The following is a 15,866-nucleotide window of genomic DNA, read 5'->3' on the forward strand; positions in this document are numbered from 1 at the left end:
GCGGTCAGGGCCTTTTTCTGCCACGGGCCATGTTTTAAACAAAGAGAGCAAGCGCGTGGCTATTATTGTGTATTCTACATAGCAGCGACTTATTTATTGAAATATGAAAATGGGTTTGTATAAGCTAATAAGCGACATCCCCCTTTCTTTTTAGATGGGCAAGAGCGGCTGGCGTAGTAGCGGTCAGGGCCTTGTTTTAAAACAAAGGAAAAAACGAGTGCAGGATACTTGTTTCTTCATAATTGCAGTTTTTATGTAGAAATATTAAAACAATTTATATATTAGGCCTATTTTTTGAAAGTATTATGATTTTCATATAAAATATAAAATTACCACCAAAGAATTGGAGGATGATACAATTGGAAATTCGTGTATTAACGAAAAAAGATGCAGAAATTTACTTAGCACTTCGCGTTGAAGGATTAAAACAAAACCCGGAAGCGTTCAGTTCTTCTTATGAAGATCTTATTAATAAAGAAGATCCTGTTGAATATAAAGCGCAAATATTAGATCAAAACGAAAATTACACGCTTGGTGCTTTTAAAGACAGCGATTTAATCGGCGTGGCAACTTTAGAAACAAAATCATTTTTAAAGCAAGAACATAAAGCAAAAATTGGTTCTGTTTATGTCTCTCCAAAAGCGCGCGGAATGGGGGCAGGGAAAGCACTGATGCAAGCAACAATTGAAAAGGCAAAAAAATTAGAAGTAGAACAACTTATGCTTGATGTTGTCGTTGGCAATGAAGGTGCAAAAAAGCTCTATGAATCGTTAGGCTTTAAAACATTCGGCGTACAAGAGCGTTCGTTAAAATATAATGACCAATATTGGGATGAAGAGCATATGGTTTTATTTTTACATGAAGAAAATAAATAGGAAAAAGGGACTTATTTTTAAAAGTCCCTTTTCATATACCTTCAATTAAACCACGCTTTTCCAAGCAATTGAACCGCTTCCGCAATTTCTTCCTCAGATAAAATAGCAAAGCCAAGCAAGATTGTTTTATTATCAGCTTTCATCTCATCATAGTACATAGAAACTGGATATACTTTTATACTATATGCTGCCGCTTTCTCAATAAGCTCTTGCTCTGTCATACCATTATTTACTCGTAATAATATATGCAGCCCCGAATCTTGGCCAACTATTTCTACGCATTTCGGGAAATATGTTGAAATTGCTGAAACCAATGTATCTCTCTTCTTACGATACACCACTCTCATTTTATGAATATGCTTTTCCCAATGTCCGCCTTCGAGAAATCGTTTCAAAATCTCTTGATCAATACGCGATACGGTCTGCGTATAAAAGAAATATTCTTTTTGATATACTTCAATAAGTGTTTTTGGAAGCACCATATAACTGATACGTAACGATGGAAGTAACGCTTTTGAAAAAGTACTCATATAAATAACCTTTCCATTTGTATCTAACCCTTGGAGAGCTGGAATTGGTTTTCCTGAATATCGAAATTCACTATCATAATCGTCTTCTACAATATAACGTCCTTCCTCTTTCTCTGCCCAATGCAAGAGCTGCATTCTTCTCGAAACCGGCATAATCATTCCGCATGGAAATTGATGAGATGGTGTCACAAATACCACATCTGCATCACTTTCTTCCAAACTCGATATCATAATCCCATCTTCATCAAGCGGCAGCATTTCCACATGTTCTGCCCCTTTTTCACACGTAACAATTTTCTGGTGGTATCCTGGATTCTCTACTGCAAATGTACTCTCTTTTAACAATTGAAATAGCATCCTTATTAAATATTGCGTTCCTGCCCCAATAATAATTTGACTTGGTGAACATTGTACACCGCGCGATTCATACATGTATTGCGCAATTTCTTTTCTTAATCCAAATTCACCTTGTGGATGCCCAAGCAGTAGTACTTGCTCATTCTCAACTTGCAGTACTTCATTTGCCGATTTGCGATATAAGGCAAGTGGAAATGAGCGAGCATCAACACCTGTATGCGTAAAATCAAATGCATAGTCGCGATCATAATAAGTTACTTCTTCTACATGGTGCATCTTTTCTTTCACATACAATACACTTTGTTCCACTTCACATACAAAATACCCTTTACGTGGAACAGCCTCTATATAACCTTCCGCAATAAGCTGACTATAAGCAGATTCAATTGTATTTTTACTAATTTGTAAATATTGAGCTAATTTACGCTTAGATGGTAATTTCGTATGAGGCTTTACATTTCCAGATTTCATTTCCTCTTTCATGTAGTTATATAGTTGTACATATAGTGGTTCTTTACTATGAACATCAAGTTTTGGTGTTAATTCTAACATACAAACTGACCCCTTTATTTTATAGAAAACTGATACTTTTGATGGTATCAGAAGTTATATATAATACTTTCATGCTTATCATTTCTATTAAGAAAAAGCAAGAGCTTTCATACAAAGGAGGATACATCATGAAATCATCGCGACACTTCGGCTTAATGATGATTATTAGCGGGGCGACATTATGGGGGCTATCTGGTCCTATGATTCAATGGCTATTTCATCATACTGAACTATCATCTAGTGACTTTTTAGTCATTCGTCTTCTATTAGCAGGCGTGTTTATTTTATGTTCATTACTATTTACAAAACAAAATATATTTGGTATTTGGAGGCATCCGCGTCATTGGATTCAACTGCTAATTTTTTCAATTGCTGGCATGCTTGGTGCCCAGTACGCATTCATTGAAACCGTTCATATAAGCAATGCTGTAACTGCGACATTATTTCAATTTCTCGGTCCAGTTCTTATTACTATTTACGTTGCGCTGCAACACAAAAGACTTCCTTCCACTACGCAATTCATAGCAATCATAGCTGCATTAGCGGGGACGTATTTCCTTATTACCAACGGATCAATTGAAAATATTATTCTTTCTAACCAAGCAATATTATTTGGTATTTTAACAGCAATTGGTTTTGCTTTTTACACACTCCATCCCGCTTCGCTTATTAAACAGTGGGGGACATCGGTAATTGTTGGTTGGGGGATGTTACTCGGAGGAATTTCCCTGTTTCTATATAATCAAGAATTCCATTTTCAACATATAGCAAATACATTAACAATAGGTACATTTTCTATGCTTATGCTCATCATTATAAGTGGCACACTTTCTTTCCTTCTCTATATCGGTAGTCTAAAGTATTTATCTGCAACAGAAACGAGCATTTTATCAAGTATTGAACCACTCGTAGCAGCTATTGTTTCGATTATCTGGTTGAATGAGTCGTTTGGAACATATCAATTATTAGGCGGCGCTTTCATTATTGTTGCAGTAATTTTTTTAACCCTGCCAGAAAAAGAAGTACAACCAAAATTAGCAACCAAACACATGTAACAGAAAGTAACAAACCATAGCATAAAAAAAGAGATAAGGTTTCATCATCATTTTGATCCCTTATCTCTTCTTTTCCCTACATCAGCTCGTTTATATAGGGAAATCTTTCTTATTTTACTGCATATACTTTTTGACTTGGCAATTCTAAACAGTTAAGTTGGCCGCCGTATACAGCGCCTCCATCAATACCAATGATACGATTTCCGCCAAAATACACACCGGAATTCTCGTTATCACCGTGAAGAAGTTTCGTTTCTGTATGCCCAAATACAACAGTTTTCTCACCGTTGTATCCATTATGAAATTCATTTCTAATCCACATCAATGTATGCACATCTGTTTCAGAAACAGGTGTCATTGGTTCTACACCTGCATGAACAAAAATATAGTTATCTGTTTCAATATAGTGGTCTAGTCCTTTTATGAATTCGATATGTTGTTCTAACACTTCAGAATGTAACAGCGGCTTTATGAACTCCTCTTCACTTACAGCAATATCACTTTCTGAAAAGCCGTAGCTATGTAACGTTTGGTCTCCTCCATTTCTCTTTACCCAATGATTCCAAAACTTTTCTTCCTCTGTCGTTAAAGCCTTTAGCATCATATCTTCATGATTCCCTTTTAAGACGAGCACACCCGCATCTTTTAAATGCATCACTTTTTCAATTACCTCTTTAGCATTCGGGCCACGATCTACATAATCCCCTAGCAGAATAAGTTGATCCTCTTGTGGATTGTATTCTACTTTTTCTAATAGCTTTTCAAATCTCTCTAATTCACCATGAATATCACTGATTACAAGTGTTCTTCTCATATGTATTTCCTTCTTTCTCATTTATAGAAGTTAATTCATATTATAGAGAGACTCTATTAATATCGCAATTTTCTAACTAGAAAGACATTATTAAAATAAAAGACTAGCATCTATTTAGACGCTAGTCTTTCGTTTTTATAGTTTTTTGCTAAATAGCACTTTTGTTCATCCACGTTCCTTATGGAAGGTTATATTTTGCCAACCATTCCTTCATAACATGCAATAATTCCTCTTGAATCTCTTTATTTAGAAGCCCTTTATATTCTTTCATTAAGCCTAGCATTGTATGGTTTTTATCAACTTCCCGCAAAATATGGTTCATATTAGGGATGATATGCCACTCCGCCTCACCTGCGGCATATTCCGCAATATCCCTTGCCTGCTCTGGGGGCACTTGTATATCCTTATCTCCAGTAATCGCTAAAACAGGACATTCCACTCTCTCTAAATACTCTACAACATTGTATTGAAATTGTTCACGTATCCACTTTGCGTTTACCTTTACTCCTTTGATTCGCAAAGCAGGCTTTGATGATTGTTGTATTTTTTCCATCTGTGCTTCATTTTGTTTCTGAATACGTTGTGGAAGTTTTAAAAAGCGGTATAGCCATCCTCGAAATCCAGATGCTGATTCTAATTCTTTCACTGCCATTTTCATTTGTTTTGGCAGTAATGTTTTCGAAGGTTCAGCTGCGCCGGCGAGTAAAATTAAGCCAGCAACTGACTCTCTTACATAAATAGCCGGTGCAAGTAACGCTCCTTCACTATGACCTACAATAACGATTCGCTTCGGATCAATTTGCGGATGCTCCTTTAAAAAACGTACACAAGCAACGCCATCATCAATTAAATCTGTAACACCTGTTTCATAATAATTCCCTTCACTTTTATGCGTACCACGCTTATCATAACGAAAAGTCGCAAATCCTAACGAAGTGAAATAGTCCGCTAAGTCTTTATATAAATTTAGTTTTAAACCACGAACATTTCCATCCCGGTCTCCCTTTCCCGTTCCAGCAATAAGTAAAATAGCTGGGTATGTTGCTGCATCATGTGCTGGAATTGTTAACGTTCCTTGAAGTGAAACTTTACTTTCAATTGTAACGAACAATTCTTTCCCCATATTATTTATTCTCCCTTCCCATTTCTTTCAGGAATAATAATTGTTGAAATCGTTCTTCGCTTTCGCTCTGGAGATGGTTTTCGCTCCATTGCTTTTAAAAATACTCCACTCATTTCCTTTGCAAACTCTTGAAACTCCTCATCACTCATATAAAAGCTTGCTTGTCGATACCCGACTCCATCTTTTTCGAAGTCAATATGATCTTGCTGCAAGTAATCTTTAAAACTTGCCATAATCTGAGTGGTAAACATCATAAAATATTGCATATGTTCTTCTTTCGTTACATCTTGCAAATCCTTTTGTGAAACATTAGCCATACTGTGATTCAAAGCATACAACTTTTCAATCGTTCCTCGTATTTGCGTTTCCTGAGCAACTTGTAATATATGTGCTGTCGTTAGCTTTTCTAAATGACGATATAACGTCGCCTGTGGAATATGCGGTAACCTTTTCGCAAGCTGCTTTGCAGTTAAATTCTCTCCTCCGATAAACTCTTGAATCAGTTGAAAACGAATTGGATGAAACAGTATATCCATCTTTTTTTCTTTCATATATCTACACTACTCCCTTTACTACAACTTATGATTATATTATCAAAAATGATAACAAAAATACATACAAAACAATCATTCATATTAAAAATATGAATGGATAACACCAAATAGAATCCTCCGGTATATCATTTTTCATTACAAAAAAACGAGTACATGCATACTTACACACATAACCGTTCTCATTTTTTATATTTTAATAAAATAAAACTTCCATCAGAAAAAATTTTTTATCCTCCACTCGCTCTCTTTGTTTCAAACATCGCACGTGGCAGAAATGGGCACTGACCACTTCTACACACAGCCAGACGCTCTCGCCCCCCTAAAAAGAAAGGGGTTTAGTGGTTTTTATATCGTTTTCAACTTATATATAGCTAAATAAAACAAACCCTATTCACAGCCCGTTATTAACAGGTCATCCTCCACTTTACACAATACCATATTCATATCTACTTCCTGTCCAACCACTACATCTACAGACAGTACATTCCCACTAATCCCAACCGCTGCTTCTTCTAATATTCCATTATTATTTCTAATAATAAGTAGCTTTTCCCATTCATATACATATGACTTTTCATTGATTAACACTTCTTCTACTACTCCATTACATGGGCTATAAATGCTTTCAATAACTGCTTTCATACAAGTTCTACTCCTTAATTTCCTATTCATAATCTCATTTTCTTCACCCATTCTATCACTGTTATTTCAGATCTTTTATATTTTAAAAGATTTGAATTGTATTACATTTTCTAGTTAGCTATATTAAAATAGTAATCCCTCTAGACACATGCTAGAGGGGTTACTATTTTAATCAATTTTTATTTTTTGCTGCTAGGAGTACCGTCCCATCGCTATCAAGCTAAAAAGAACGTGTTATCTCAAAACAATAAAAACGAGCATAATGCGCAAAATTTTTGTTTTGGGGTATTTCAAAATTTTAAGTTGATGGGCATCGGGTACCGCCAGGAAAATGTGGATTTACAACACTAATACCATTTTCTCCGAATTAAAATGGTATTCTCCTAGTAAATTAATATGTTCCCAACCTAGAGGTGACATATGGTGCAATAATTCTTCATTACAACTACCTGTTCCGGTGTAAGCAATTCTCTACCTCTCGCAATTTCCATACAGTATCATCTCATTTCTGTAATTTGTTACTTTTGGAGATAAATTAGGTAGTTTTAAAAGTTTCTTTGCACGAAAAAAAGCTGCTAAATATAAGCAGCTTATATATATTCCTATCGTTTTTACTTTTGACGAATATCAATCCACCAACGATCTTTCGCATTCATATTTTCAGTGCCACTAACCCCGCTGTAATGGAAAGCATCAAGGAAGATTGAATCCAGTTTATCCTCATCTACAAAGTAACCTAAGTTAACCTTCATTGTTTGTCCTGGTTGGATACGGCCAATATTGTAAAAGCTTTTTCCGTTTCCGTGAGGTTCTAGATAATCAACTTCGTGCGTCATAATACTGTATTCGGAAATTCCATCTTTTTCAGCATATTTCCATGCATTATTTTCAGATGTAAGCATTTGTATCCTTGGATGCATATAGATTTCTTCTGTCGCTTGTTTACCAATATTTCTCACTGTTGTTGTCAAGGAGACAAATTTAAGATTAACGGATTTCGACTCTACTAAGTTGTCAATTGAATCTTTCCCATTTCCAACTTTATATACATCCCGTCTGTACGGTATCAATTTTTTCGTTTGATCTAAAGCCTTATTCTCGCTTAGTTTTTCTAGTCCATATTCATTAAAGTTCTCTTGTTTAAAATCTTTGATGGAATCAAAGACTTCAACTTTTTCTATAACATATTCAAGTTTGCCGTTATTCATGCCGATAGGTAAGGTTACTGGAACCTTTTGACCTACGCTAAATAGTTGTTTGCTGTCTTTTTTCAAAGGAATAACGTTAGGTTTTGTTGTTTTTTCTGCTTTGCCAAAACGATCTTTGTCATAATCTGCTATATCTGATGCGTTTTCTTTTGATGTGGGCTCAAGTGAAATGTTTGCTAAGACATCCATCATTTGTTCTTCATTTACATCGGCTCCAATATAACTTTCTAACATAATCCCCTCTTTCTCAAAAAGAAGAAAGACCTGTCTGTTAAACGGTAATTTTTTGCCTCCGGTGTCTCTATGGACAATCACTGCTTTCCTACCATTTATCTCTTTTTCTTCGTAGTTGTTTGCGTACAGAGTTTGAAAATCTGAATTTTTTCCTAACCTGCAAAGAAGGAATGAAAACCCACCCTTTGCGTAGTTATCTTTAAATGAATATTTCATAGCATCGTGATTGTCTGCTTCCATATTTTCTGGTAACTTGCCGACTTTCAACTTATACCAACTTTCACTCTTTTTCGAGGCCTTATTTGTTACTGAAACATTTACTTCATAATTTTGTTTTTTGACAATCATATCATAGACTTTTACTGCACCAAAAACGGTTGTCGGCATGCCGATCAATAAGCAGGCAGCAGCGATTAAAATACGATTCTTTTTACGCTTGGCCTGTGGTTGCCCACCCTTAATTTCCTCCATAAACAATTTCTTTTTGTGCGTGTAGGTATCTGAAAATTCATGTTGTTCATCCAGTTTATCAAAATCATCTAAAGCGATTTTTTCAGCAAAGTCATACATTTCTTTGGAGTTCTTTGAATTCGTCATTTTGTATACCTCCTATCATATTTTGTACTCGTTTTCGAGCGCGTTCAAATTGCTTGCGGACATTGACTTCAGTTATCCCCATTAGATTTGAAATTTCCTGATAAGTTAAGTTATAGAAGACTTTGTACTTAAAAACCTGTCTGTTAGAATCATTTAACTCTTTTAGCAATGTATCAATTTGAGCCTCAGACATGAAACGCTGTTCCCACTGTTCAATATTTTCATTTGCTACTTCCGGTAATTCTCTTTGATATTCTTCTAAGAACATTTCCTGTCGTTTATTTTTCCGGTAACTATCAATCGCTTTGTTTTTTGCAATTCTCAAAATGTAGCGTTTAAGCTCTTGAGTGTTCAAGCTGTGGAGTTTTTCCAGATTCTGACAAAGAATAATAAACGTCTCTTGAACTGCATCTTCAGCCTGCTGAACATTATTTAAAATAGAATAGGCTACATAATAAATTTTTTGTTCATACAACTCGTATAGCTCTTCCATCTTTTCATAATCTTTGTTTGTAACTTTCATGTAATCCCTCCTCTCATTCTATATAACGAATGGACGCTATAACTTTGTGACACTTCCTCTAGCTATTAGAAAGCCAGTTGCATCCTACATAAGTAATAAAAATATTACTATCACAAATTTCTATTTTTTTCATAGTGGTGTTGGTGGCACTGGAAAGCCGTTGGTAGATTGATATTCGCCATAATAAAATCGATAGAAGAAAAGCGATATGATGTTGTTAGAGGGTTATTTTATGAATGAAAAAGACCTTCAGTTGTTACAAATTAGTTTGAAGGTGCGAACTAGGGATTATTTATATAATGCGAAAGAGGCTGTGAAGTTATTTGAGAGGTTATTAAACATCTGAAGAAAAAACTTTACGTTGAAATATTATAATAATAAGATAAAAAAAGCTATGGCTATAGTGATAAAATAAAAGTTTTAGGATTCCATATTTGTTACTTGTGAATGGTTTAAGTCTTTAGCACAAGATGTTTCAGATAAGCAATCGTTCACCTGCTCCCTTTGTTTTAAAATCACGCACATGGAAGAAGCAGGCACTGACCGCTACCATGCGCGGCCAGATGCTCTCGTCTCCTAAAAGAAAGGAAGTTTCATTTGTGTTTATATAGAAATCCATCCTCGTTTTTTAAAACAAAAGCCGCTGCTATGCAGAATACAACAGAACCTGCACTCGTTTGCTCCTTTTGTTTTAAACCTCGCACGGGGCAGAAACAGGCTCTGACCGCTACCATGCGCGGCCAGATGCTCTCGCCCTCCTAAAAGAAAGGGGTTTTTATTTCGGTTTTTTATTTCATCTTCTTACTGCTCACTATTTTCCTTCTTACTTTCTTCTACTACTTGTACAACAGGCCCCTCACTAACAGATTGCTGCATTGCACCTTTTCCTGCAAAACTCTCCAGCAATTCTTTTAAATCAATACCTGAAGAAGCCTTCAAAGTTTCTTGCATCGTTGCCATTAAATCAGTCGCATAGCCGGCAACTTTACCAGCGCCACTATTTTTTCCACCGCCGCCAGTATCGACAACAGTAATTTTGTCGATATTACTAAGCGGACTTGCAATTTCTTTCGCATAGCTTGGTAACATTTTTAATACCATGTCCATAATTGCTGCTTGACCGTATAGTTCAAATGCTTCAGCAATTTTTTGTTTCGCTTCTGCTTCAGCAAGACCTTTCAGTTTAATAACATCCGCTTCTGCTGTACCTTGTGCTTTTTGTACTTCCGCTTTTGCTTGACCTTGTGCTTTTTCAATTTCGGCTTTCGCTAAACCTTCCACACGCACTTCTTCTGCACGTGCTTTTGCTTCTGCTTCAATTTTATATTGCTGGGCATCAGCTTTTTTCATTTGTTGTACTTTTTCTGCTTCCGCCGCTTGCTCAACTGCATAACGATCCGCATCTGCTTTTTTCTTCACTTCTGCATCGTATTGCTTTTCACGACGAGCAATTTCTCTTTCTTCTAATTCAATTTGTTTTTCACGCTCAATAATTTTCACTCGCATTTGCTCTTCTGTTACACCTTGTTGAGCCTTCGCTTGCTGTAATTCATAGGAAAGGTCAGCATCTGCACGTGCTTGTTCTTGTTCCCTTTTATATGATTGCACCTTTAATTCTTTATGTTTCTCAGCTTCAGCAATTTGCGCATCACGCTGATACTCTGCTTCTTTTGCTTCTTTTTCAGCACGCGCTTTTTCAATCCGTGCTTCTTTTTCTCGCTCTGCGTTTGCAATTTGTGCATCACGCTTCACCGTTGCAATTTGCGGTTGACCAAGTGCATCTAAGTACCCGTTTTTATCACTAATTTCTTTAATTGTAAACGATACGATGCGCAGCCCCATCTTCTTCAAATCAGTGGAAGCAACTTCATGTACCTTCTGAGCAAACTGTTCCCTGTTACTATACGCATCTTCTACTGTCATCGACGATAGAATTGCTCGTAAATGTCCTTCTAATACTTCCTTTGCTTCTACTTTCAGTTCTTCCGTTTCTTTTCCTAAATATTGCTCTGCTGCTGTTGATACTTCCTCAATTGTAGAACCCACCTTAATAATTGAAACACCATTTACTGTTACTGGAACACCTTGCTTCGTATATGTATCACGTGTTCCTACTTCTAATTTATAGTTTAATAGGCTAAGGGGTTCTGCTTGTTGCATAACTGGCACAACAAACGTACCGCCACCGCGAATAATTTTAATCTTCTTGCCATCATCTGTTGTCACAACATTTTTCCCACTGCCTAGTCCACTTCCTGTTACAATTAACGCTTCATCGGGCCCAACCGTTCGATATTTCGTAATAAAGACTAAAATCAAAATCGCTAATATTGCTAACAAAACACCACCAATAATTAATGGAACCATAGTAACTCCCCCTTATCATTTTGGTTTCTTTAAAGAAACCACTAAATTTTGCACGAGTAAAACACCGTCTTGCACATCTTCAACAATGACATAAGACCCTTGTAAAATATCTTTCTTTCCTATCGTTTTAGCTGGCATCGCATTACTACCAAATTGAGAAGCTAGTAACACCTCACCGAATCCTTCTTTCGGAATCGTAATAATCACTTCTCCTTTGCAGCCAATAAACTCTTCCATACGGTGCATTGTATTTTGCTCCGCTTTAGAAATTGGTGCTAAAACAAGCATTTTCATTGTAATCACACCAACAAGTGCGAGGAAAAATGAAATAACAAAAATAGCAATACTCCCCCACGGAAAGATATATTCTAATATGTAACCAAATCCACATAGCATCGCAAGAAAGCTAAATAACAATGTAAAAGGCGAAGTAGCTCCGCTTGATATACTAAAAAGAGATTCTAAAATATCACCAAAAAGCAAATAAAGAATAGCAATAGCTCCGGTTATAATAAGCCCATATAAATAAATTGTTTCAATTGGAACATGAAATAACATACTGCTTCACTCCTTTCAAAATAAGTGAAACTTGTTATATTAAATATGTATTCCCTCCCCTCTTTAAGTATCTTAATTTTCAGTCATTTTTTCGAAAAAAGAGCCCTATACCGCAGACTCCAAAAAAAAGAACAGGAGAAAGCTATGGTGACAGCCTCCTCCTGAAAATAAACTACTATATTATATATCTATATAATACAAGTTTTTACACAAAAAGTAAAGTAACATATATATTGGAAGCTATTTTCACGGTGCACTTTCTCCTTTTGTTTTAAAACCTCGCATGTGGCAGGAAAAGGCATCTACCGCTTCTATGCGCGAACCGATCCTCTCGCCCCCTTAAAAGAAAAGAGGTTTCTATGTCTATTTTCTTCATTGCCACTAATGAAGAAATAGGCATAGAATTTTTATGCATTTATGGACAAACAAATAATCCTTCCTTATGCGAAGTGAATATCTTAATCATATAGGAGGGAAAGCATGGAAAAAGAACACCTTATTCTTACTATACTTGGAAGCAGTGGCGGCGCTGCTCGGGCATTTTTATCCTTATTAAACCATGCCGTGAAAGATATTCATAATCCGTTATACTCTCAGTTACAAAACTGTTCCATTCATTTAATTGATATAAAGCAAAAACCAGGGTCTTACTTTAAAAATATGTATCCTGCATTATACGAGAGTTTTACATTCCATATGTTTGATCTAAGCGATCACACATTATTTCGAAATCATCTACAGGAAACAGAGACAAGCATAGTCATTGATGCTTCCTTAGCAGATGCAGTAGAAATGCTAACATGCTGCAATGAGGCTGGTGTACATTATATAAATACCGCATTGCAATCACCAGCAATCGATGCAAACGAGCATATTAAACGGTTCAGTTTATTAGAAAGACAAAATTTCTTTGAAGAGCATAGACCTGCCTTCACAAACATGACAGGCATTATTTGTTCCGGTATGAACCCTGGCGTTGTTCAATGGATGGCCGTTAAGTTAATGAAACAAAATCCTGAGGAAGTCCCCCTCGCTTGTTTCATCGTCGAACACGATACAACTTTCTATCATGATCCAACTCTTATTAAAGAAAAAACTGTATACTCGACATGGTCACCAGCGGGATTTTTAGAAGAAGCTATTTTAAACTATCCTCTTTTCATGAAGCATCAAACTCCAATTCTCTTATGTAACACTGCTTACGAACAAGAATTTAAAGTAACGTTAGGAGATAAACAGTTTTCCGGCTGTTTAATGGGGCATGAAGAAGTAATTAACCTTGGAAAATTGTACGATATGGAGGTCGGCTTTTTATATCGTATCAATGATTATATGACAGAAGTAATTCATAACAACCAACAAAATATTGATGAACTATGGAACTGGAACCATCACGTATTAAATCCAGAAACTGGACAACTCCTCGGCGAAGATTTAATCGGTGTATTACTTGTCTATAAAGACAAAGAAGTCTATATGTACAATACAACAGCCACCCAACATGTATACACACAATATGGAACAAACGCAACCTACTTTCAAGTAGCATGCGGCGTTTACGGTGCACTTGCTAGCCTCTTACTCGATAATTTACCGCTTGGCTCTTACTTCGTAGACGAGCTTCTTTTAAATACAAATTCAAAATATGGTGATTATCTTTCTTATTATATGAAAGATTTTGTAATAGGAGAAAATGATACGACAGATGGGTTATTATTTGATCGTATAAGAAAGATTGAGTAGGTTTTTCTACTCAGTCTTTTTTAAGTTCACTTATGAGACGATTCTTCATGGAAAAAGCTATTCGTCACATGAAACACGTCAGCCATATTCATAGTAAGTAAAATTGTGTATAAAAAGCACCTTTACTAGTAATTTATGAAATACTACTTTTTATATAAAATAGCTATTGCATTCACTTTATAGAGCACCTCTTATGACGTTCTATTTACACTATATGTAAAAAAAGTGATTCTATCTGGTATGATGGAATTAGTACTGTTTTATCTGGGGGAGATTTTTTATATGGTCAAAAGAAATATTTCTTTATTCACTGGTTTGATATGCCTTGTGATATTAAGTTCATGTAATATTACAAAAAACATATCTAAAGGTATTAACAAAATAGAGCAACAAAAAATAGGGATATTTACAAAGTTCTCACTCGATTACAATCGGTTTTATTTACCATCTAGTTCTAATGAAGTAATGTATATGACTGTTGATGATAACAGTAAGTCCGGTATGCCGAATAAATTGATAGCATACGATTACGTAAATAAAGAAACAAAAGAAGTCTTCCAATCTAAATTAAAAAATCCCAATATGCAAGGTCAGCAAGCTAACAAAGAATGGGTATTGTGGACTGATACAGATGATTTTGGTACTCAATCCGTTTTATATGTGAAAAACATACATAATGGTAAGCAAAAAAAATTATATGAAACAGAAGGACCAATAGATGCTAACTTGTATCAACATTTGGTAACATGGACAGAAATTGATCCGATTAAAAAGTTAGCTTATATAAAAGTATATGATTTGAAAAATGATACAGTAAAGACCGTTGCTACAACCCATTCATATGATACAGGTTATTCTGTCAGTCATATGAATCAAGGAAAATTAGTGTATTCAGATGGAAATAGCAATGAAACTAACTTATACTTATACGACCTTAAAAGTGGTGAAACAATTGTGTACCCTACTCCTCACAAGTTTATTAACAATATTCGAATTGTAGGAAATAAAATTTTCTATGCTACTTTTCCATCACCAGATCAGTGGTATCCAGAATCCTACTTTATTGTGAATATGGAAACTAAAAATGTAGAACCTTTTCAATTAGATGAAGTTCATGGAGATTCCAATAATAACATAGGGCTAGTGAGTGCATTTCAAGACTATATGGTATTTCAAACAAGTACTCAGCAAGTATGGATATACAAATTACAAGATGAAGGATATAAAAAACAGAAATTAAACGTTTCCCAGCCATTTCAAACAGTGATGTCAGAAGGGCTTGACATAAATATTATATGCGAAGAAAAAGAAGGAGGTTCTCGCTATATTATGTTGCTTGCAAGTAAAGATTTAACTAACATGTTCCAAGATACAACAACCTCACCATATAACAAAAATTAGTTAAGGGTGCTATTTTGTATAAAGAAGCTATTTTCAAAAAAAATTTGATCAATTATAACAATCCTATAAAAATAAACTAAGATGACTTTAGTAACATCATGCTATTCTAGTCATCTTAGTTTCAATTCATATTTCACATAGAAATTAACTATTTGATAAAAGAAAAAACTCCTTTTCAAAACCTGTATTCTCTCAAAAATCTAAAGCTAATTTATTCTCTACATTCACGTGAACGGCAGAAATCCCCTCTTGATTCAACCATCTCATTAAATGTTCTACTACATTTTTAGCAATTTGCTGTCTTCGATATTCTTCTCTTATATAAACCTCATCAATTTGACCATATAACATATCGGTAACTAGATCTTGTTTAATAGAAACCACTCCATAACCAATCATATTTGAGCCTTCATCACTTACTACAAAAACAGCGTCATATTTTGATTGAACAAATTGTTCTAATTGCTCCCAAATACCCATTCTATCGCTTTCGTCTAATTCACATTGTGCTGTTTCTATAGCATTCATATTCCATAATTCTATAATCTTTTTTATATACTCTTGATAATCTAATTCCTTATTAAGTTGTTCGATACGCATGTTCAATTTAATTCCTCCTTTATAAAGTGAAACTTTAATCAGTGGGGGTTTTCTTCATCCCCCACTGATTATTAGTTGAACCAATCGGGCTTTTACGGGCAGTTTATCTCCCACCTAACTTCTTTGCTTTCGC

The 15,866-nt window shown here is 35.3% G+C and carries 14 protein-coding genes and 1 pseudogene; 4 read left to right on the top strand and 11 right to left on the bottom strand.

What is annotated here, in order from left to right; genetic code table 11:
* Window positions 1–359 precede the first annotated feature (359 nt).
* Window positions 360–875: a GNAT family N-acetyltransferase gene (locus BM211_RS24245; protein ID WP_091000006.1), complete on the top strand. Its 516-nt coding sequence runs from the start codon at window positions 360–362 to the stop codon at window positions 873–875.
* Between the two features lie 41 nt (window positions 876–916).
* Here BM211_RS24245 and BM211_RS24250 read toward each other — a convergent pair whose 3' ends face one another.
* Window positions 917–2,314 carry a MocR-like pyridoxine biosynthesis transcription factor PdxR gene (locus BM211_RS24250; RefSeq protein WP_091000008.1) on the bottom strand — a complete coding sequence of 466 codons (1,398 nt, stop codon included), beginning with the start codon at window positions 2,312–2,314 and terminating at the stop codon, window positions 917–919.
* A 128-nt stretch (window positions 2,315–2,442) separates the two neighbouring features.
* Here BM211_RS24250 and BM211_RS24255 point away from each other — a divergent pair, with 128 nt between their 5' ends.
* Window positions 2,443–3,369 (top strand): DMT family transporter, encoded by a 927-nt coding sequence (locus BM211_RS24255; RefSeq protein WP_035433543.1) that lies wholly within the window; start codon window positions 2,443–2,445, stop codon window positions 3,367–3,369.
* A 109-nt stretch (window positions 3,370–3,478) separates the two neighbouring features.
* On the opposite strand, the gene BM211_RS24260 is transcribed toward BM211_RS24255, so the two are convergent.
* From BM211_RS24260 to BM211_RS24295, 9 genes and pseudogenes are all read right to left on the bottom strand, one after another.
* Window positions 3,479–4,183, bottom strand: coding sequence for a metallophosphoesterase family protein (locus tag BM211_RS24260; RefSeq protein WP_091000010.1), 705 nt, complete (start codon window positions 4,181–4,183; stop codon window positions 3,479–3,481).
* Window positions 4,184–4,361: 178 nt separating this feature from the next.
* Window positions 4,362–5,306 (bottom strand): alpha/beta hydrolase family protein, encoded by a 945-nt coding sequence (locus BM211_RS24265; protein WP_091000012.1) that lies wholly within the window; start codon window positions 5,304–5,306, stop codon window positions 4,362–4,364.
* Window positions 5,307–5,311: 5 nt separating this feature from the next.
* Window positions 5,312–5,857 (bottom strand): helix-turn-helix domain-containing protein, encoded by a 546-nt coding sequence (locus BM211_RS24270; protein ID WP_091000015.1) that lies wholly within the window; start codon window positions 5,855–5,857, stop codon window positions 5,312–5,314.
* Window positions 5,858–6,247: 390 nt separating this feature from the next.
* The gene (locus BM211_RS24275; RefSeq protein WP_091000017.1) at window positions 6,248–6,502 is read right to left on the bottom strand and encodes a hypothetical protein; all 255 of its coding nucleotides are present in this window, start codon (window positions 6,500–6,502) and stop codon (window positions 6,248–6,250) included.
* Window positions 6,503–6,841: 339 nt separating this feature from the next.
* Window positions 6,842–6,955 (bottom strand): annotated as a pseudogene (locus BM211_RS27665) (Tn3 family transposase); the annotation flags it as partial.
* A gap of 158 nt (window positions 6,956–7,113) precedes the next feature.
* Window positions 7,114–8,541, bottom strand: coding sequence for an anti-sigma factor (locus BM211_RS24280; RefSeq protein WP_091000019.1), 1,428 nt, complete (start codon window positions 8,539–8,541; stop codon window positions 7,114–7,116).
* On the bottom strand, window positions 8,507–9,064 hold the full coding sequence (locus BM211_RS24285) for an RNA polymerase sigma factor (RefSeq protein WP_091000021.1): 558 nt from the start codon (window positions 9,062–9,064) through the stop codon (window positions 8,507–8,509). Before BM211_RS24285 ends, BM211_RS24280 begins: the two co-directional genes overlap by 35 nt.
* Before the next feature lie 801 nt (window positions 9,065–9,865).
* Window positions 9,866–11,431: a flotillin family protein gene (locus BM211_RS24290; RefSeq protein WP_091000023.1), complete on the bottom strand. Its 1,566-nt coding sequence runs from the start codon at window positions 11,429–11,431 to the stop codon at window positions 9,866–9,868.
* 15 nt (window positions 11,432–11,446) lie between these two features.
* Window positions 11,447–11,989: an NfeD family membrane protein gene (locus BM211_RS24295; RefSeq protein ID WP_091000025.1), complete on the bottom strand. Its 543-nt coding sequence runs from the start codon at window positions 11,987–11,989 to the stop codon at window positions 11,447–11,449.
* Window positions 11,990–12,469: 480 nt separating this feature from the next.
* Here BM211_RS24295 and BM211_RS24300 point away from each other — a divergent pair, with 480 nt between their 5' ends.
* On the top strand, window positions 12,470–13,732 hold the full coding sequence (locus BM211_RS24300) for a Rossmann-fold NAD(P)-binding domain-containing protein (RefSeq protein WP_035433533.1): 1,263 nt from the start codon (window positions 12,470–12,472) through the stop codon (window positions 13,730–13,732).
* Window positions 13,733–14,014: 282 nt separating this feature from the next.
* On the top strand, window positions 14,015–15,133 hold the full coding sequence (locus BM211_RS24305; protein WP_091000028.1) for a hypothetical protein: 1,119 nt from the start codon (window positions 14,015–14,017) through the stop codon (window positions 15,131–15,133).
* 192 nt (window positions 15,134–15,325) lie between these two features.
* Here BM211_RS24305 and BM211_RS24310 read toward each other — a convergent pair whose 3' ends face one another.
* Entirely contained in the window at window positions 15,326–15,733 is a 408-nt protein-coding gene (locus tag BM211_RS24310) for a GNAT family N-acetyltransferase (RefSeq protein ID WP_256217204.1), read from the bottom strand.
* Window positions 15,734–15,866 lie beyond the last annotated feature (133 nt).

This window comes from Bacillus sp. 491mf (genome assembly GCF_900112415.1).
Lineage (GTDB): Bacteria > Bacillota > Bacilli > Bacillales > Bacillaceae_G > Bacillus_A.